Annotated in this window: 18 protein-coding genes and 1 pseudogene; 14 read left to right on the top strand and 5 right to left on the bottom strand. The window is 67.3% G+C overall.

Features of this window, described 5'->3' with window-relative positions:
- Positions 1-93 precede the first annotated feature (93 nt).
- From M0R89_RS14320 to M0R89_RS14305, 4 genes and pseudogenes are all read left to right on the top strand, one after another.
- Positions 94-570: a YbaK/EbsC family protein gene (locus M0R89_RS14320; RefSeq protein WP_248649760.1), complete on the top strand. Its 477-nt coding sequence runs from the start codon at positions 94-96 to the stop codon at positions 568-570.
- A gap of 113 nt (positions 571-683) precedes the next feature.
- Positions 684-1,100 (top strand): DUF4149 domain-containing protein, encoded by a 417-nt coding sequence (locus tag M0R89_RS14315; protein WP_248649759.1) that lies wholly within the window; start codon positions 684-686, stop codon positions 1,098-1,100.
- Between the two features lie 33 nt (positions 1,101-1,133).
- A pseudogene (locus M0R89_RS14310) lies at positions 1,134-1,570 on the top strand (GIY-YIG nuclease family protein).
- A 111-nt stretch (positions 1,571-1,681) separates the two neighbouring features.
- Positions 1,682-2,572 carry a mechanosensitive ion channel family protein gene (locus tag M0R89_RS14305; RefSeq protein ID WP_248649758.1) on the top strand — a complete coding sequence of 297 codons (891 nt, stop codon included), beginning with the start codon at positions 1,682-1,684 and terminating at the stop codon, positions 2,570-2,572.
- A 34-nt stretch (positions 2,573-2,606) separates the two neighbouring features.
- Here M0R89_RS14305 and M0R89_RS14300 read toward each other — a convergent pair whose 3' ends face one another.
- Together M0R89_RS14300 and M0R89_RS14295 are read right to left on the bottom strand one after the other, a co-directional pair.
- A complete protein-coding gene (locus M0R89_RS14300; protein ID WP_248649757.1) occupies positions 2,607-2,780 on the bottom strand; it encodes a hypothetical protein in 174 nt (57 codons plus the stop codon).
- 109 nt (positions 2,781-2,889) lie between these two features.
- Positions 2,890-4,422, bottom strand: a complete 1,533-nt coding sequence (locus M0R89_RS14295; protein ID WP_248649756.1) for a phosphoenolpyruvate carboxykinase (ATP) — start codon at positions 4,420-4,422, stop codon at positions 2,890-2,892.
- A 218-nt stretch (positions 4,423-4,640) separates the two neighbouring features.
- Here M0R89_RS14295 and acs point away from each other — a divergent pair, with 218 nt between their 5' ends.
- Complete coding sequence (gene acs / locus M0R89_RS14290) at positions 4,641-6,752, top strand: acetate--CoA ligase alpha subunit (protein WP_248649755.1); 2,112 nt, start codon at positions 4,641-4,643, stop codon at positions 6,750-6,752.
- 49 nt (positions 6,753-6,801) lie between these two features.
- Positions 6,802-7,905: a phosphotransacetylase family protein gene (locus tag M0R89_RS14285; protein WP_248649754.1), complete on the top strand. Its 1,104-nt coding sequence runs from the start codon at positions 6,802-6,804 to the stop codon at positions 7,903-7,905.
- Positions 7,906-7,910: 5 nt separating this feature from the next.
- Here M0R89_RS14285 and M0R89_RS14280 read toward each other — a convergent pair whose 3' ends face one another.
- Positions 7,911-8,942, bottom strand: coding sequence for an NAD(P)-dependent alcohol dehydrogenase (locus M0R89_RS14280; protein ID WP_248649753.1), 1,032 nt, complete (start codon positions 8,940-8,942; stop codon positions 7,911-7,913).
- A gap of 179 nt (positions 8,943-9,121) precedes the next feature.
- On the opposite strand from M0R89_RS14280, the gene M0R89_RS14275 reads away from it, so the two are divergent.
- Positions 9,122-9,661, top strand: coding sequence for a GNAT family N-acetyltransferase (locus M0R89_RS14275; RefSeq protein ID WP_248649752.1), 540 nt, complete (start codon positions 9,122-9,124; stop codon positions 9,659-9,661).
- A gap of 6 nt (positions 9,662-9,667) precedes the next feature.
- On the opposite strand, the gene M0R89_RS14270 is transcribed toward M0R89_RS14275, so the two are convergent.
- A complete protein-coding gene (locus M0R89_RS14270; protein WP_248649751.1) occupies positions 9,668-10,045 on the bottom strand; it encodes a DUF7522 family protein in 378 nt (125 codons plus the stop codon).
- 123 nt (positions 10,046-10,168) lie between these two features.
- Here M0R89_RS14270 and M0R89_RS14265 point away from each other — a divergent pair, with 123 nt between their 5' ends.
- The 4 genes from M0R89_RS14265 to M0R89_RS14250 all read left to right on the top strand — a co-directional run bounded on the left by M0R89_RS14265 (position 10,169) and on the right by M0R89_RS14250 (position 12,286).
- Positions 10,169-10,453 (top strand): hypothetical protein, encoded by a 285-nt coding sequence (locus M0R89_RS14265; protein WP_248649750.1) that lies wholly within the window; start codon positions 10,169-10,171, stop codon positions 10,451-10,453.
- Positions 10,450-10,803, top strand: coding sequence for a hypothetical protein (locus M0R89_RS14260; protein WP_248649749.1), 354 nt, complete (start codon positions 10,450-10,452; stop codon positions 10,801-10,803). Before M0R89_RS14265 ends, M0R89_RS14260 begins: the two co-directional genes overlap by 4 nt.
- A complete protein-coding gene (locus tag M0R89_RS14255; protein ID WP_248649748.1) occupies positions 10,787-11,317 on the top strand; it encodes a DUF7504 family protein in 531 nt (176 codons plus the stop codon). Before M0R89_RS14260 ends, M0R89_RS14255 begins: the two co-directional genes overlap by 17 nt.
- A 180-nt stretch (positions 11,318-11,497) precedes the next feature.
- Positions 11,498-12,286 (top strand): rhodanese-like domain-containing protein, encoded by a 789-nt coding sequence (locus M0R89_RS14250; protein ID WP_248649747.1) that lies wholly within the window; start codon positions 11,498-11,500, stop codon positions 12,284-12,286.
- A 30-nt stretch (positions 12,287-12,316) separates the two neighbouring features.
- Here M0R89_RS14250 and M0R89_RS14245 read toward each other — a convergent pair whose 3' ends face one another.
- Entirely contained in the window at positions 12,317-13,399 is a 1,083-nt protein-coding gene (locus tag M0R89_RS14245) for a CNNM domain-containing protein (protein WP_248649746.1), read from the bottom strand.
- Between the two features lie 195 nt (positions 13,400-13,594).
- Between M0R89_RS14245 and M0R89_RS14240 the strand changes: the two genes are divergently transcribed.
- The 3 genes from M0R89_RS14240 to M0R89_RS14230 all read left to right on the top strand — a co-directional run bounded on the left by M0R89_RS14240 (position 13,595) and on the right by M0R89_RS14230 (position 19,071).
- Positions 13,595-14,917, top strand: a complete 1,323-nt coding sequence (locus tag M0R89_RS14240) for a S8 family serine peptidase (protein WP_248649745.1) — start codon at positions 13,595-13,597, stop codon at positions 14,915-14,917.
- 315 nt (positions 14,918-15,232) lie between these two features.
- Positions 15,233-18,286: an MMPL family transporter gene (locus M0R89_RS14235; RefSeq protein WP_248649744.1), complete on the top strand. Its 3,054-nt coding sequence runs from the start codon at positions 15,233-15,235 to the stop codon at positions 18,284-18,286.
- Positions 18,286-19,071, top strand: coding sequence for a TrmB family transcriptional regulator (locus M0R89_RS14230; RefSeq protein WP_248649743.1), 786 nt, complete (start codon positions 18,286-18,288; stop codon positions 19,069-19,071). The genes M0R89_RS14235 and M0R89_RS14230 overlap by 1 nt, the downstream gene beginning before the upstream one ends.
- Positions 19,072-19,136: the final 65 nt, after the last annotated feature.

Below are 19,136 nucleotides of genomic sequence, written 5' to 3'. Positions count from 1 at the left end.
GTGACTCGGAACGCCGGAACCGACCGCGAACCCCCGCACGAAATCTCTCCTCGACCCAGAACTATTTGACCCGCGCCACCACAAGCCACGGGCATGCACGAGCGAGCCGAGGAGTTCGCCGACCGGGCGCGCCGCGAGTACGGCTTCGAGGTGGACGTGAAGGAGTTCCCCGAGGGGACCAAGACCGCCGCGGACGCCGCCGAGGCCGTCGGGTGCGACGTGGCTCAAATCGCGAGCAGCATCGCCATGCGGGCCGACGACCGACTCGTCGTGGTCGTCACCAGCGGCGCGAACCGGGTCAGCGAAGCGAGGCTCGCCGACCTGCTCGGACTCGACGAGAGCGACGTGGAGATGGCCGACGCCGCCGAAATCAAGGCAACGCTCGGCTGGTCCATCGGCGGGGTGCCGCCGTTCTGCCACGACGCCGACGTGCCGGTCTACTTGGACCGGACCCTCACCGAGTTCGAGACGGTCTGGGCCGCCGCGGGGACCCCGGAGGCGGTGTTCCCAATCGCGCCCGACGAACTCGGCGAGTTGTCGGAGGCGACGGTGGCCGACGTGGCGGAGTGAACGCCGCGCGCCGAGACTGACGTCGCCGACCGACACGACTCGGAGACGACCGACCCGACTTCCCGTCTCTCGCATCCGAATCCTTGATTTTCCGTGCGTCCGAACCGCCGGGCATGAGCCTCCTCGAAACCGCGCTCGTGACCGTCGTGGACGCCAGCCTCGGCGTCTGGCTCGGAAGCATCGTCTTCTTCTCGTTCGTCGGCGCGCCCACGACCTTCGACGTGCTGGGCGACGACGCGGGGCGAGTCGTCAACGCCATCTTCCCGAAGTACTACTCGTTTGGAACGGCGCTGGGGTTCGTCGCCTCCGCCGCCGCGCTGGTCGCGCGCGTCGGTCCCTACGACGGCGTCGCGCTCGCAGTACTGCCGCTGGTCGGCGTCGCGCTCAACCTCTACGCCCGGCAGGTCCTCATCCCGAAGATGGAGCGGGCGGGCGACGACGGGTTCGCGAAGTACCACAAGCAGTCGGTCGCGCTGAACGGCGTCACGATGCTCGCGGTCGGCGTCGCGCTGGTCGTTTCGCACCTCTAACGTGACTCTTTATTTCTAAAGGAACGAAGAATAATGGCGAAAGGAACCTACACGTTGCTGATAGCGCTCGACGAATCTGCGACGGTTTCGTTCGGCGCGGCGGGCGAGCGCGACCTCTCGTCCGGGTGGTACGCTTACACCGGGAGCGCGTTCGGGACCGGCGGGTTCGCGCGCGCGTCGAGCGACACCGCGAACTCGCGGCCGGGGAGCGCGACGCCCGCCACTGGCACGTCGATTACCTGCTCGGGCACCCCGCGAGTCGGGTCGCGGACGCGGTGAAGACCGCAGGCGCGGACGCGGAGTGCGCGGTCAGTCGAGCGGTCGAAGCCGACGACGAGGCGGGGGTCGAGTCGGTCGCGGGTCTCGGCGCGTCGGACTGCGACTGCGAGTCGCACCTCCAGTTCGCGCCGGAGCGCGAGCGCTTGGAGCGGGCGGTCCGGCGGGCCCACGCCGACCACCGCGGTACGTAGACCCGTCTCGTCGGCAGACCCCTCTCGCAGGTCCTCGCTGGACGCGCCGAAACGCGGGCGTTCGCCCACGGCGATTATCTTTCCGGCGGACATATCAGTGCGGACGCGCCGATGCAACTGGACCCGCTCCAAGACCCCGTCGACACGCCGGAGGAGGCCTACCGCGAGGTGCTACTCCCGTTCGGGAAGTTCGCGCTGGCGTTCCTCGCAGTCTACCTCGTCGGTCGGTTCCTCGTCGAACCCGCCGCCAACAGAATCGTTCGACAGCGGAACCCGAACAACCCGACGATTCTGGACGCCTTCCGTCGCTACCTGCGACTGGTCGTCATCGTCATCGGAGTCGCCTTCGGGATGGCGGCGGGCGGGTACGGACAGGTGCTGACGAACTCGACGCTCATCGTCGCCGCGGCGACCCTCGCCATCGGCGTCGCGGGCCAGGAGGTCATCGGGGCGCTCATCAGCGGTCTGTTCCTGGTCGTCAACCCGAACTTCAACGTCGGCGACTGGATAGCGTGGGGCGACCGGGAGGGCGTCGTCGAGGCCATCAGTTTCCGCACCACTCGCGTCCGCACCGAGAACAACGAGACTGTCACGGTGCCGAACACGGAACTGACGACGAGTACCATCGTGAGCCAGTACGGCCGCGCGGAGTTCCGCGTCTCCGAGGAGGTCGGCATCGCGTACGACGACGACGTCGAGGAGGCCATGTCGCTGCTCGCGGAGGCGGCGACCTCTCACGCCGCGGTGATGTCCGACCCCGAACCCCGCGTTTACTTCTCGGAGTTCGGCGACGACGAGTTGGTGCTCCACGTCCAGTTCTGGATACGCAATCCGACGCGCCAGGACATCCTGCGGATCCGTTCGGAGTTCGGACTCGCGGTCAAGTCGAAGTTCGAGGCCGCCGGCATCACCATCAGTCCGGCCGCCGAGCGCGAACTGAGCGGGGACCTCCGCGTGGAGGAGTCTGCGACCGGGGGAAAGGCCCCCGCGGACGAGCGGTAACACCGGCGGGACGCCGCGCGGACCCCGCCGGAGGTCACGCCGAAAGGGTCCGCAACCGACTGAGCGCGACCCAACACACGAGGACCCCCGCACCCGGAACGGCGTACCGAATCGTCCCAGTTCCGTCCAGATACAGGACCCCGGCGGTGAATACACCCAAGCCCGCGGTCAGCGCCGCGACCCACACGGGCCATTCTTTAGCAGACATATTCGGGTGTACAGACGTTCGATACAAGTACGTTTACGAGACGCCGATAGCTCCTCGCGGAAATCGAGAGGTGACCCAGTTCGGACCGACGGAGAACGGCCGGGCCGGGTCAGTACACCGCGCCCGATATCTCGTCGTCCAAGTCCTCGAACGTGTCGAGGTGGGTCCGACGCTCGGTCCGGAGCGTCGCCAGTTTTCCGTCGATATTCGCCACGTTCTCGGCCGGGTCGAACTCCCGCACGTCCACGCCGGGCACCTCGCTCGGGACCGTCATTCCGGTCGCCTCGTCGTCGGTCCACTCGACCGTGCCGCGGGCGATTTCGCGCAGGAGCGTCACCGAGTCCTCGACGCCGATGTCCCGACCCCCGAGGTGGCCGGTGTTGAGGACGAAGCAGTCCACGTCGAGGTCCGCCACGAGGTCCCGGAAGCGGTTGCCCTCCTCGCCCTTCGACCCGACGATGAACGGGTTGGTGCCGACCACTCGGATGGACTGGCCGGCCTTCGAGGGGTCGCCCGCGCTGGTCTGGACCGACTCGCCGAGCATGAACGCCGCGGCGGCCTCCTCGGGCGCGAGTTTGGCGACCGGCGGCATCACGGGGTTCCGGGTGATGAAGAAAATCTGGTCCACGCCGTCGAGGTCGATGTCCTCGCCCGCCGAGGCGAGTTCCTCGCGTTCGATGACCGCGCGCCCGTTCGAGGTGTGGCGGTCGCTGTCGAAATCCACCGCGCCGTCCTCGGCCACGTCGACGTTCTCCAGTACGGCCGACTCGTCGGTCACGGCGTCGTACATCGCGGGTTGCTCGTCGGCGTCGAGGCCGATGGTCTTGACGTAGAGACCGTTGCCCTCGCTCCCCGCGATGGCCCCGTCCGGGCGGAGCGCGCACACGTCGTCCTGTAGCATCGTCGCCTCCTCGCCAGCCTCCTCGTCCAACCAGAGGCCGTGGGCCGTCAGCGTGGACTTGCCGGTCGCCGACAGGCCGAGGAACGCCTGTCCGACCGTCCGGAGGTCGCCCGACTCGTCGCGCAGGCGGACCCGCTTGCTCCCGGCGTGGAGTCCGAGTCCGCCCTGCTGTTTCGCGTAGTACATGAACAGTCGGAGGAAGGACTTCTTGGCCTCGCCGGTGTAGTCGCTTCCGAGAACCGCGGTCACGCCCTCGTCGGGGAGGACGCGGATTGCGGTCTCGTCGAACTCGGGAACCTGCACCGTCACGAAGTCCGGGTCCGGGGCGGCGTCCGCGCCCGCCCCGCTCTCCACCGGTTCGAAGAGCTTCGACCACGCCAGCGCGATGCGGGCCTGCTCCTTCGAGACGAAGAGTCGACAGACGTACGAGTGGTCGGGGTGGCGGCCCATCCGGCGGTCCACGCAGACCATCTCGCGTTCGCTCGCGGCTTCGAGGGCCTCCTCGATGCGCGCGTAGTCGGCCGGGCCGAACTCGTCGTCAACCGCGTTCTTCGTCCGGTCGGCGTTCCGCGAGCGCTCGTCGCTGACGTACGACGGCGACCCGAACTCCGTCGCGGTTTCGAGGTGCGCGGAGAGTTCGCGGAGTCGGTCCGCCGACGGATTGTATACCACGTTCCCCGCTTCGACAGGGTCGGGGAGTGCTGTCTCCAGCGACCGAACTGTCTTCCCGGATTCTGACATCGAGTGAAAACAGGGTGGCCGGACGTATAATTATGCACCATTTACGCGGCCGTTGGGGCCTCTACTCCGGATTTTTGATTTCGGATGCGAGTAAATAATCCGGATTTTCCGTCGGATGGCGGCGATTGTGTCGGCGTAGGAGTCGGTTATCCCGCTCGATTCCCGGCGTCCGAAAACGGGACATCACTTTTAACCGCGAATCGGGCGAATCTCCGAGCGTGGACGAGAACACAGGAGGGTTGTCGGGACTGTTCGCGCCCGAGCGAGTCGCCGTCATCGGCGCGACCGAGAGCGAGGGGTCTATCGGTCGCGCGATTACGCGGAACTTGCAGGACGACTTCGCGGGCGAGACCGTTCCGGTGAACCCCAACTACGACGACGTGCTGGGGTTGGACTGTTACCCCGACGTGGACTCCGTACCGGGCGAACTGAACCTCGCTATCGTCGTCGTCCCGCCGAAAATCGCGGTCGAGGCGGTCCGCCAGTGCGGCGAGGCCGCCGTGCGCAACGTGGTGGTCATCACCGCCGGGTTCGGCGAGACCGGGAGCGAGGGCGCGAGTCGGGAGCGGGAACTGACCGAAGTCGCCCGCCAGTACGACCTGAATCTGGTCGGCCCGAACAGCCTCGGGGTGATGAGTACGCCCTCGGGTCTGAACGCGACCTTCGGCCCCGAGAACGCGCTCCCCGGTTCCATCTCCTTCATGAGCCAGTCGGGCGCGTTCATCACCGCGGTGCTGGACTGGGCCAACGACGAGGGCATCGGCTTCAAGGACGTGGTCTCGCTGGGCAACAAGGCCGTGTTGGACGAGACCGACTTCGTGGAGGCGTGGGGCGAGGACCCCGACACCGACGTGATTCTGGGCTATCTGGAGGGCGTCGAGGACGGCGGCGAGTTTATCGAGTCGGCCCGGCGCGTCACCGACGACACGCCCATCGTGATGGTCAAATCCGGCCGGACCGAGGCGGGCGCGCAGGCGGTCTCCTCGCACACCGGGACGCTCGCGGGGAGCGAGCAGGCCTACGAGGCCGGACTGGAGCAGGCGGGCGTCCTCCGGGTCGATAACGTGCAGGAACTGTTCGACTTCGCTCAGATTCTGTCGGGCCAACCCCTGCCCGACTCCGACGACGTGGCCATCGTGACCAACGCGGGCGGCCCCGGGGTCATGACGACCGACGCGGTGGGCGACTCGAACCTCTCGCTGGCGTCGTTCACCGACGAGACGCTCGAATCGCTCTCGGAGGCGATGCCCGAGGAGGCCAACATCTACAACCCCATCGACGCCATCGGCGACGCCGACATCGAGCGGTTCGAGGAGGCGCTGGACATCGCGCTCGCCGACGAGAACGTCGGGTGCGCGGTGGTCCTGTCGGCACCTACTGCGGTCATCGACTTCGACGACCTCGCCCGGGTCATCACCGACCTGCAGGCCGAACACGGCAAGCCCGTCGCCTCGGTGCTGATGGGCGGCGAGCGCACCGAGTCGGCCAAGGAGGTCCTGCGCGAGGGCGGCATCCCGAACTACTTCGACCCCGCTCGCGCCGTCCGGAGCCTCGACGCGCTCTCGCGCTACAGGGAGATTAGCCGGCGCGAGTACGAGGACCCCGAACGGTTCGACGTGGACCGCGAGCGCGCCCGCGAGATTCTGGAACGCGCCGAGGAGCGCGGCGACAACCGCCTCGGCGTGGAGGCGATGGGCCTGCTCGACGCCTACGGGATTCCGACGCCGGAGGGCACCGTCGCCGCGGACCCCGAGGAGGCGGTCGCCGCGGCCCAAGACATCGAGGACGAGGTGGTGATGAAGATAGTCAGCCCCGACATCCTCCACAAGTCCGACATCGGCGGCGTGAAGGTCGGGGTCCCGCCCGAGGACGTGTACGACGCCTTCGAGGACCTCGTGACCCGCGCCCGGAACTACCAGCCGGACGCCGACATTCTGGGCGTCCAAGTACAGGAGATGGTGGACCTCGACGCGGGCACCGAGACCATCATCGGGATGAACCGCGACCCGCAGTTCGGTCCCCTGTTGCTGTTCGGCCTCGGGGGCATCTTCGTGGAGATTCTGGAGGACACCGAGACCCGGGTCGCGCCCGTGAGCGAGCGCGAGGCGACCGAAATGGTCGAGGGCATCCGGTCCGCGCCGCTCCTGCGGGGCGCGCGGGGCCGGGACCCCGCCGACCGAGAGGCCATCGTCGAGAGCCTCCAGCGCCTCTCGCAACTCGTGACCGACTTCCCCGCGATTCTGGAACTCGACGTGAACCCGCTCGTCGCGGGACCCGACGGCGTACAGGCAGTGGACGTGCGACTGACCGTGGACACCGACGAACTATGAGGACCACCGACGACGATCACCGACACCCGACCATGACGACCACCGAATCATGAAAACGATACTCGTTACCGCGACCGAAGAGAGCACAGGCAAGACCGCGGTCGCGCTCGCGCTGGCCGAACTGGCCGCCGAGCGCGGTCTCTCGGTCGGCTACATGAAGCCCAAGGGAACCCGACTCCAGAGCAACGTCGGTAAGACGCTCGACGAGGACCCGATGCTCGCCCGCGAACTGCTCGACTTGGACGCCGAGATGCACGACCTCGAACCCGTGGTCTACTCGCCGACGTTCGTCGAGCAGGCGATTCGGGGGCGGGAAGACCCGGAAGAACTCCGCGAACAGGTCCGCGAGAGCTTCGAGCGTCTCGCGGAGGGCAAGGACCTGATGGTGATCGAGGGCGGCGGCGAACTCACCACGGGCGGCATCGTGGACCTGACCGACGCCGACGTGGCCGACCTGCTCGACGCCGAGGTCCTGCTCCTCTCGAGGTACTCGCAGGCCGGCGACGTGGACGACGTGCTGGCGGCCGCCGACGACCTGGGCGACCGACTGCTCGGCGTGCTGTTCAACGCCGTGCAAGAGGGCAACTTCGACGGTCTCGACACCGAAGTCGTCCCCTTCCTCGAAGGCCGGGGCGTGCCGGTCCTCGGCGTGGTCCCGCGCGAGCAGTCGCTCGCGGGCGTGACCGTCGAGGAACTCGCCGCGGAACTGTCGGCCGAGCAGTTGAACGACGCGCCCGGCGACGCCTTCGTCGAGCGGTTCCTCGTCGGCGCGATGTCGGGCGACTCGGCGCTCCGCCACCTCCGCCGGACGAAGGACGCCGCGCTGGTCACCGGCGGCGACCGGCCGGACCTCCAGCGAGTCGCGCTGGAAGCGCCGGGCGTGAAGTGCCTGATTCTGACCGGCGGATTCCGGCCGCCGGGGGCCATCATCGGAAAGGCCGAGGAGAAGGGCGTGCCGGTCATGCTGGTCCAGTCGGACACGCTGACGACGGTCGAACGCGCCGAGGACGTGATTCGGAGCGGTCGCACCCGCGACGCCGAGACGGTCGAGACGATGCGAGACCTGCTCCACGACCACGCCGACGTGGAGGCCATGGTGGGCGACGCGGAACCGACCTCGGACGAGTCCGAGTCGGAGCAGACCGAGGAGTAGCGGCGCTACCTTCCGACCGTCACCATCCCCTTCACGGTGTCGGGGTCCATCGCGCGCCGGAAGGCGTCGTCCACGTCACTGAGGTCGGCCTCGAAGTCCACGAGTCCGGCCGCGTCCACCGCGCCGTCCGCGAGCAGTTCTATCGCCGCCGGGTACGTGTTCCGGTAGCGGAACGACCCGCGAACGTCTAACTCGTTGTCCACGATGTCGAGCACGTCCAGCGGGACCTCCGCCTCGTCGGCGAGTCCGACGAAGACCACGGTGCCGCCGCGCCGCACGGCGTCGAGCGACCCCGCGATGGCCGACTCCGCGCCCGACGCCTCAACGACCACGTCCGCGCCCTCGCCGCCGGTGTGGCGGGCGACCGCATCGCCGAGGTCCTCCTCGCGGGGGTCCACGGTCGCGTCCGCGCCGCGCTCCTCGGCCCGTCGGAGTTTCCCCTCGACCACGTCGGAGACGACGATTTCGGTGGCTCCCGCGGCGCGGGCGGCCTCCATCGTCAGGAGTCCGATGGGGCCCGCGCCGGTGACGAGGACCGAGTCACCGACGCCGATGTCCCCCCGGCGCGCCACGTGGACGCCGACGCTGAGGGGTTCGCAGAGCGCGCCCTCGCGGACCGACACCTCGTCGGGGAGTCGGTAGGCGAAGTCGGCGGGCCACGCGACGTACTCGGCGAACGCGCCGTCGTCCGGCGGCGTCGCCATGAAGGTCACGTCCGGACAGAGGTTGTACTCGCCGCGCTTGCAGTGGGCGCACCGGCGGCAGGGGACGCCGGGTTCGAGCGCCACTCGGTCGCCGACTTCGAGGTCGGTCACGCGCTCGCCGACTTCGACCACCTCGCCCGCGCTCTCGTGGCCCAGAATCAGCGGGCTTTCGACCACGTAGTCGCCGATTCGACCGTGTTCGTAGTAGTGGAGGTCCGACCCGCAGATGCCGACCTCGCCGACCGCGACCAATACCTCGTCCGGCGCGGGGTCGGGCCGCGGGCGCTCCTCGACCGCGAGTTCTCCCGGTTCGTTCAGGACTGCCGTGCGCATGGGTGGCGATTCGTCGCGGAAGCGTAAATCGATTCGTCCCCGAAGCTACCTCCTCCTGCACGACCGGTCGCTGACGACCCCGCGACGATTCTGAGAACGAGTTCCGCCAACAACTAAAACACGCTAACATATTTCACACGACCCCATCTATTATACTCACACCCCGAATACCCGCGAGTATGCCCGGCGCAGTGTTCCTCCGAGGAGACTCGGTCACGCTCCGAACCATCGAGGAGGACGACATCGAGTTCATGCGCGACACCGTCAACGACCCCGACGTGCGCGAGGGCCTGACGACCGCGCACCCGCTCAACGCCGAACAGGAGCGCGAGTACTTCGAGGAGCGCGTCTCGAATCAGGAGGACGTGAACCTCGCTATCTGCGCGGACGGCGAGATATCCGGCGTTATCGGGCTTCACGACCTGAACTCGCGGGCGGGCAACTGCGAAATCGGCCTGTGGCTCGCGACCGACTACCACGGCGAGGGGTACGGCACCGAAGCGTCGCGCCTCCTGACCGACCACGCCTTCCACGAACTCCGGATGCGGCGCGTGACGGCGCGCGTCCTCGCCACCAATCCGGCGTCGGCGCGCATCTGGGAGAAGTTGGGGTTCGAGGAGGAGGGCGTCCACCGGGACGAGGCGTTCACCGGCGGTGAGTACGTCGACGTTCGGTACTTCGGCGTGCTGGCCGACGAGTGGAACGGACGCGAGAGCTAGAGCGGCCTACTCCAAGCAGTCCCGAGCGGTTTCGAGCGCGGGCGTCACGTTCGCCACGTCGCCGTCCATCCCGACGAAGATGGTGGGCGCGTCCTCCGTTTCGATGAAGATGAGGTTGATGCCGTCCTCGAAGACTTCGACCGAGGCGGTGTAGCGTCCGAGCGGTTCGTGGAGGTCGTTCTTCCGGTCGCTGTGTAACTGCTCGAACGCGACGTCGTCGACGACGTCGCGTATCTGGTCGGCCGAGTATCCCTCGGTGGCGTCCTCCGAGGCGTAGGCTACCGAGTACTCCCGCTCGCGGAAGTCGCCGTAAAAGACGCCGCGCAGGCCGTCACCGATGCGCTCGCGGAGCGACGACACTAATCGTTCGATCTTCGAATCCATCGGTCCGGCGGTACGAAGTCGCCAGTTATCGTTCTTCGGACTCCGTGTCGGTCCACCGACTCCGAATGTCTTCCCGTCGGCACCGGCGGGTTATTTAATCCGGGAGCGAAAACCCGGTGGCGAATGGTACTCGAACGCATACTCGCGCTGGCGACGATAATCGTCCTCGCCGGGACGCTTCCACTGGCGGTCGTCGCCGCTCGCGGCTTTCAAGGTGCGCCGTTCGGGTCGGTCCTGCGACCGCTCCCGTTCGTCCTGCTGGCGTACGTCGCGCTGAACGCCGGGACGGCGGTCGGGGTCTCGCTTCCCCCGGCCGTCGCCCTCGTGGCGTCGGGGGTGGCGACCGTGGGCGCGCTGGTCGGGGCGGCGAACGTCCTCGTCCTGCTCACGGAACGGAGGAAGATATGAACACGCTGAGCGACCTCGTCTCGTTCGTCTTCATCGCCCAGACCACGATGCTGGTCATCACCAGCGTCCTGCTCGCCTACCCCGTCGTCACGTACGCTCGGAACGTCGCGCACACCCGCGGTCTGCTGTTGCTGGCCGCCGCGTTCCTCGTTCTGACGGTGTCGTACGTCGCCTCGGTACCGCTCGGGATGTCGCTGGCGTCGGCCGTGCTCGACCTGACGGCGTCGGTTCTCGCGGCCGCCGGAATCTGGCAGTTCGCTCGGCCGTTCGTGCAACTCGACGACCAAGACGTGGAGACGCCGACGGTGGGCGACGCGACCGGAGGGTTCGAGAGTGCCGGAGACGACTGAGGGTCCGCGGTTCTCGCTCGACCCCGGCCAGCAGGCGCTGGTGTCGGTTCCCTCGATGGGGTCGCCGCTGACCACCCTGCCCGACGAGGCGTTCGACAACCTGCTGGTCGTCTCGGCCACCGCCGCGCCCGGCAAAGTCGAGTCGCTGGTCGAGCGCCGGGGCGGCGACCCCCAGAAGGTCGGGGTCATCCCGATTACGGGGTCGCCCAGCGAGTACGACGGCCCGCTCTGGACCACCGACCCGGTGGACCCGAGCGACCTGACGGGCATCAGCATCCGTGTCTCGAAGGCGATGGAGTACGTGATGCAGGGCGGGTGGGTGGTCGTCGACAACGTGAACGTCCTGTTGATGTACGGCCGCGAGGAGAAGGTGTACCGACTCCTCGACTCGGTCGTGTCGAGCGCCCGCGAGAGGCAGGCCTGCGGTGCCTACTGCACGGTTCGAGAGGCCATCACCGACGAGACGTACGCCCGGCTTCGGGACCTCTGTACCCTGACCGTGACGGTCGAATAGGTCCTCGCGAGACAGGGACCGACTCCCCGCACGTTCGATCTATCTTCGCCGCACGGCCGAGATACATTCCTCCCACGGCCGGACTACATTCGACGCGCCGCGGGACTAATTTTCCGAATACTGCGTACGCATCTATAGACGGTAAAATTAATATCTCGCCGTTTGCTAATAGTACTCAAGATGAAACGACGAACGTTTTTGGCGAGCGGGGCAGCGTCGCTCTCCCTGACTGCCGGGTGCCTCGGCGGTGGCGGCGGTAGCGGTAGCGAACTGGCGGTGACACCGAGCGACGGCGACACCGACGGCTACCCGCCGGAGTTCGACGACCAACCGACTAAGCGGAACGTCGACACCTCGTCGTTCGACACCGTCGAGGAGAACGGCGTGCAGGTGCCGCTGGCGCCCGCCGACGTGGTCCACTACTGGTACAAGCGCGGCGAGGCCCGCATGGCCGACGCCCGCACCGAGTCGACCTACAAGAAATCCCACATCTACGGCGCGGTGCTGAGTCAGGCGTCGCCGAAGCGACGCGCCGACAACGACCCCGTGATGGACTGGCCGAAGGGCGACCGCATCGTCTGTTACTGTGGCTGTCCCCACCACCTCTCGTCGATTCGCGCCTCGCAACTCATCAACTCGGGCTACAAGAACGTCTACGTCATCGACGAGGGCTTCTGGAAGGGGTGGCACGACCGCGGCTACCCGATGCGCGGCGAGAACGTGGCCAGCAAGCCCAAGAGTTGGGTCATCCGCGGCGAGACCGACGCCTCGCTCGCGGGGCGCAACGCGTGGGCGCGCCACCGCTCGACCGGTCAGGTGGAGTCGACCGACATCTCGGACGCCGGGAGCTACGAACTCCACCTCAAGTTCCACGAGGTCGGCCCGGACTCGACCATCGAAGTCGAGACGCCCAGTTACACGGTCGAAGGAAAACTCGAAGACCTCGCCTCCGGCACGGTGCAGGGCTGACCGCGCGCCGCGGCGCTCGCGTCTCTCGACTCAGACCGCCGCGTCGGGCGTCTCGCCGTCGTCGAACGGGTCTTCGAGTTCGCCCATCATCGACTCGAAGGCGTCGGTGGCCGTCACCATCCCGACCGTCTCCCCGTCGTCCACGACCAGCGCGAGTTCCTGTCCCTCCTCCTGAAAGCGGTCCACGAGTCGGCTGACCGCGATACTCGACTCGACTGTCACCGGTTCGCCCGCGACGTCCGCTAACGTCAGCGACCCGTCGAGGAGGTCGTCCTCGCGGCCCACCAGCGGCGGGGTGTAGACGATGCCCGCGAACTCGTCGAGCGACTCGCCGACGAGCGGAAAGCGAGTGTGGGGAAACTCGCGCAGGAGTCGGAGGTTCTCCTCGGACGGGTCGGCGGTCGAGAGCGCGACGATGTCCTCGCGCGGAACCATGATGTCCCGGACCGGAATCGTCCCGAGGTCGAGCGCCGCGAGGACCTCCTCCTCGCGTTCCTCTTCGAGTCCGGCCTCCCGGAGCATCTCGCCCATCTCGCGGCGGGCGTCGCCGCGACTCGACACCTCGCGGCCGTCGCCCTCCTCGGCCTCGGTCCACGACCGGGTGATTTCGACGCCGAACAGCGAGAGCAACCACTTCGCGGTCTTGTCCGCGAGGACGATGACCGGTGACATGAGCTTCGTCCAGTAGTACAGCGGCGCGGACCCGTACTTGGCGACGACCTTCGTGCGCTCGATGCCCAGATACGTCGGGGCCTGCTCACCGACGACGACGTGCATGAGGTTGATGACCGCGAGTGCGCCGACGGCCGCCAGCGCGTGCGAACCGACGCCGGTCAACTCGACTGCGGGCCTCAGGAGGTGGGCGAGCGCGGGTTCGGCCACGACGCCCAGTCCGACGCTACAGATAGTGATACCGAGTTGACACCCCGAGAGGAAGATTTCGAGTCGGTCGGTCATCTCCCACGCGCGTTCGAGACCCATCGACCCTTCGAACTCGCCCGCCGTGAACTGCCGGACTCGGGTCATCGCGAACTCGATGGTCACGAAGTAGGCGTTGCCGAGAAGGAGACCGACGCCGCCGAGCAACCGAGCGACCGTAGCGAACTCGACCATCGATGGAGACGTGACGGGAGACGAGTAAAAAACACCGGCGGACTGCGACTCGACGCGAGGACCGCGACAAGTCCGACCACCACCGGCGGTTCCGTACCTCGCGGCAGGAGAAATCTATGTCGAAATTCGGTACGGAGAATATAATTCTAGTTCTAGACAAAGATATTATAAGCTATCAAAACTAGGTAAATTCCTATGCCACGTTACAACCGACGGTCGTTCCTCGAACTCAGCGGCGCAGCGCTCGGCGGAATCGCGGTCGGTACCACCGTGACGGTCGCGGCGTCGAGCGAGCGATTCCTCGTGGACAGCACCGAAACCAGTGCGTCCGAGGCCGAGGCGGCGGGTCTCGACGTAGTTCACGACCTCCCCGAAATCGACCTGCTGGTCGTCGAGGGCGCGGAGTCCGACGTGGAGTCGCTCGGCGTAGGCTACGCCGCCGACAGCGCCTACTCGCTCGACCTGCCCCTCGAACAGAAGTCACCCGTCACGGCCGAAGACGCTTCGGACGAACCGGACTACTCCTACCAGTGGGACAAGCAGGCCCAGAACATCCCGGACGCTCACGAGATTACGCGCGGCGAGGGCACCCGCGTGGCGGTCATCGACACCGGCGTCGCGGCGGGCCACCCCGACCTCCAGCACGCGGTCGACGTGGACCGCTCGCGGGACTTCACCGGCGACGGCTACGGCGCGGCCGGCCCCTACGGCGGCTATCACGGCACCCACGTCGCGGGCATCGTCGCGGCCGACGACGGCAACGACGCCGGGACGGTCGGTTCCGCGCCCGGCACCGAAATCGTGGACTGTCGGGTCTTCTCCCCGACCGAGAACGCGTCGTTCGCCGACATCGTCGCGGCGCTGGTCTACAGCGCGCGCATCGGCTGTGACGCCGCGAACCTCAGCCTCGGCGCGTACCCCGTCTCCCGGAAGGCCAACGGGAGTTTCTACGGCAAGGTCCTCAATCGGACGACGAGTTACGCGAAGAATCAGGGCACCGTCGTCGTCGTCGCGGCGGGCAACGACGCCGCGGACCTCCAGCACGACGGCAGTCTCGTTAGCCTCCCGGCCGAGGCGGCCAACGTCCTCTCGGTCAGCGCGACCGGTCCCATCGGCTTCAACCGCGGCGACGACGGACTGGACTCGCCGACCTACACGCCCGCGAAGTACACGAACTACGGCACGAACGCCATCGACGTGGCCGCGCCCGGCGGAAACTTCGACCCCGACTTCCCGGCGGGCTACTACTACGACCTCGTGTTCAACACGGTCGCGGAACCCCAGTTCGACGCCGACGGCGACTACACCGGTGCGAACTACACCTACTCGTGGCTCGCGGGCACCTCGATGGCCGCGCCGCAGGTCGCCGGTGCGGTCGCGCTCGTCCGGAGCCAGAACCCCGACCTCGGCGCGAACGAGGTCCGCGAGCGACTCCGGACCACCGCCGACGTTCCCGAGGAGTTCGACAAGACCTACTACGGTGCCGGGGAACTGAACACCTACGAGGCGCTGAAGTAGGGCAGAGTCCCCCGTCGCTCGCGCTCGGTTTTCGTCGCCGACCCGCCGGTCGCACGTTCGCGGCCGACGCGAGTGCGTCGGCCGCGTTGCTCCGCTTTCTCCGAATAGGACACGAACAGATGCTGTTTAGGTGATTATAGACTACTTTTAGTGACATATAGATATTCCTAACCCGTATTTTTCTGTCTCAGACTATCCTCGACCCTACTCCGGCGAGTGCCACCTAATTCAAGGCATTTATACGCGCGCTGTTAGTAGGCTACTAACAACAGCGACAGATATGTTACGAGAATCCGTCGCGCGGGAGGTCTGCCCGTGAACGCGAGCGACCTCTTCGCCGCCGTGACGAAGTACAGCCGCGGAATCATCGCCGTGCTGCTCGTGCTGACCGTGCTGGTCGGGGCGGGCGCGCCCATGGTCGAGCAGTCGTCGTCGCTCGACCAGTTCCAGAGCGACAGCACGGCCGCCCAGAAGCTCGATTACATCGAGTCGAACTTCGCGTCCGGCGACCAGAACCAGACGACAGTCCAACTCATCGTCCGCGACGAGAACGGCAACGTCCTCTCGAAAGGGGCGATGGTCGAGACCCTGCAACTACAGCAGGCCCTGCGCAACAACGCGACGGTCAACCGGACGCTGGCGAACGAGACGCCCACCGCGGGCGTCGCCAACATCGTCGCTACGGTCGCCATCCGGCAGGAGCAAGCGACCGAACTCCGCAAGCAGGGCGCGCAACTCCAACGCAAGCGCGCGGACCTCAACGCGACGGTCGGGAACCTCTCTGACCTGCTGAACCGGACCCGAGAAATTCAGCGCGAGTACGACCGACTGAACCGCTCGCGCCAGCGCGGCGAGGTCAACAACTCGACCTATCGCCAGCGCGCGAACCGACTCGAATCGCAGTTCCGAGAGGTTCGCAGTCGGGCCGACCGACTTCTGACCGACCAGCAGACCGGTCGGTTCGTGCGACTCGTCGGGCAGACCCGGACGCTGCAGGGGAACCTCGACGCGCTGAACGCCTCGCTCGCCGCGAACGAAATCAACCGCTCGACGTACGCCGAGCGCGCCGCCCAGATTCGACAGCAGTTCCGGCAAGTCTACGAGAGGGGACTCCCGGGCGTCCTCCGCGGGGAGTTCGCGTCGCTGCGCGAGTCGGGCAAACAGCTTCGCCAGCAGCGCCAGCAGTTACAGAACGCCTCCGCGCCCACGCTCGAAGAGCAGATACAGCAGTTGCAGTCGATGAACGAGTCGGAGGTCGAGTCGACGGTCAGCACCGTCCTGAGCGAGGGCGGGAGCGGCCCGTCGAGTCGGGCGTTCGCGTTCATGCCGACCTCCTACGACCCCGGTAGCACGCAGGCGAACGCGACGATGCTCGTCGTGTTCCAGACCCAGCAGGGCCAGACCGTCCAGAGCATGGCCTCCAGCACCATCGTCGAGTCCCAGACCGCGATACAGGACATCGCCAAGCAGCAACTCGACCGCGAGGTGCTGGTCTTCGGGTCCGGCATCATCAGCGAGGAGACCGAGCAGTCGATGGCCGACAGCATCGCCATCGTCGGCCCGATGGCGCTCGTGTTCGTCGTGCTGACGCTGGTCATCGCCTACCGCGACCTGCTCGACATCCTGCTCGGGGTGTTCGGCATCGTCGCGGTCCTCGTCTGGACCTTCGGCTTCATGGGCTGGTTCGACATCACGTTCAACCAGATCTTCATCGCGGTGCCGGTCCTGCTCATCGGCCTCTCCATCGACTACGCGATTCACGTGTTCATGCGCCACCGCGAGGAGCGCGCGGAACACGAGGGCGAGAGCGTCCGACAGGGCATGTCGGTCGCGCTGGCGAGCGTCGGCGTGGCGCTCGTCTGGGTGACCGCGACGACGGTCATCGGCTTCATGTCGAACCTCGTCAGCCCCCTGCCGCCGATTCAGGACTTCGGTATCGTGAGTTCGGTCGGCATCCTCGCCGCGCTCATAGTCTTCGGCGGCCTGATTCCGGCGCTCAAGGTCGAAATCGACGGCTACCTCGAAGCCAGAGGCTACGACCGCAAGAAGCGGGCCTTCGGGACCGGCGGCGGCGCGCTCGGTTCGATGCTGTCGGTCGGTGCGGTCGCCGCCCGGAAGGCACCCTTCGTCGTCATCGCGCTGACGCTCGTGCTGTCGGCCGGCGGCGCCTACGGCGCGACGCAGGTCGACACCAGTTTCTCGCAGACCGACTTCCTCGCGGAGGACCCGCCGAACTGGATGAAGGACCTGCCCGAACCGTTCGCGCCAGGGACCTACACCGCGAAGGCGAACCTCGAATACGTCAACGAGAACTTCCTGCGACAGGACTCGCAGGCCCAGATTCTGGTCGAGGGCGGCGTGGCGACGCCCCAAGCCCTCGACAAACTCGAGCAGGCCGAGCAGACCGCGGCCCAGAAGGAGGACGTGGTCGTGGTCCTCTCGAACGGCGAACCGCAGATTCGGAGTCCGCTCTCGGTGATGGAGCGGGTCGCGGCGCGGAACGAGTCGTTCAACGAGACGCTCGCGGCGGCCGACACCGACGGCGACGGCGTGCCCGACCGGAACGTCGAGAAGGTCTTCGATAAACTGTTCGAGGTCGCGCCACAGGAGGCGAAAGGCGTCATCAGTCGCCAAGACGGCGAGTACGAGGCCGCGCGCATGGTCGTCTCGGTCAAGGGCGGCGCGTCGTCCTCGACGGTCACGGCCGAGATGCGCGACATCGCCGCGAACATCCAAGGCGGCGGTCTGACCGCGACCGCGACCGGCCAGCCCATCGTCTTCGAAATCGTCCAGAAACAGCTTCTGGACACCGTCATCCAGAGCCTGCTCATCACGCTCGGCGCGACGTTCGCGTTCCTGATGATAGCGTACCGTCTCGCCCACGGGAGCGCCACGCTCGGAGCCATCACCCTGCTCCCGGTGGCGTTCAGCGTCTCGTGGATTCTCGGGACGATGTACCTGCTCGGGATGCCGTTCAACGTCTTGACGGGGATGATAACTTCCCTCACGGTCGGTCTCGGGGTGGCCTACAGCATCCACCTCAGCGAGCGCTACACGATGGAACTCGGGCGGCGCGGCACCGTCCGTGAGGCGATGCGCGAGAGCGTCACCGGTACCGGCGGCGCGCTCCTCGGTAGCGCGGCGACCACGGTCGGCGGGTTCGGCGTCCTCGTGTTCGCCATCCTGCCCGCGCTCCAGCAGTTCGGCATCATCACCGCGCTGACCATCATCTACGCGTTCCTCGCCAGCGTCCTCGTCCTCCCGAGTCTGCTGACGCTGTGGACGCGCTACCTCGGGCCGGACGAGGCCGGCGCCGCGGAACCGAACGCCGCGGTCGCGAGCGGTCGGACGGAGGTGAGCGAGGACTGATGGACGAAGACGACGCCATCGACGCGCTCGAGACCCTCGGCCTCTCGAACTACGAGGCCAAGGTGTTCACCGCGCTCCAGCGACTCGGCACCGGGACCGCCCGCGACGTACACGTCGCGACCGACGTGCCCCGCTCGCAGGTCTACGGCGCGGCCGAATCGCTACAGGACCGCGGTCTCGTGGAGGTCCAGCAGTCCAAGCCCATCCAGTACCGCCCCGTCAGCCTCGACGCCGCCCGGTCGCATCTCCGCGGCGAGTTCGAGCGCACCCAAGAGCGGGCCTTCGACTACCTCGAAGCGGCCCGCCAACAGCGCGGCGAGGGCGACGAGGAGCGCGAGGACATCTGGACGGTCCACGGACGGACCAGCATCGACGGCCGGGTCGAGCAACTGCTCGAAGAGGCCGAGCACCGCGTCGTCTTCGGCGTGGGTCGCGACGCCCGCGGACTCACCGAGGACCTCGCCGACCGCCTGCGAGAGCGGGCCGACGCGGGCGTCGAGGTGGTCCTCGTCGGCGACGCCGCGCTCGGCGAACTGTTCGCCGACAGCGACGTTACGGTCGTCGACTTCCCGGCCGACCACCCGCACAACAACCACCCCCACGGCGACGACCCCGTGGGTCGCGTCGTGGTCGTGGACGCAGAGACGGTCCTGCTGAGCGTCCGCGACAGGCGCGACGACCTCGACTTGGAGGAGGAGACCGCCATCTGGTCGTCGAAGACCGGCATCGCCGCGGTCCTCATCCAACTCATCGACGGCGGACTCGGCGACGCGGTGTCGGTCTGAGACGGGTCGGCGGGCGACCCCGCCGATAATTCCGCGACTCTCGAAGTTCCAAACTATTTTGTAAT

The sequence above is a fragment of the Halorussus limi genome (assembly GCF_023238205.1).
Taxonomy (GTDB): Archaea; Halobacteriota; Halobacteria; order Halobacteriales; family Haladaptataceae; genus Halorussus; species Halorussus limi.
This window is presented reverse-complemented; position numbering and strand designations above follow the sequence as displayed.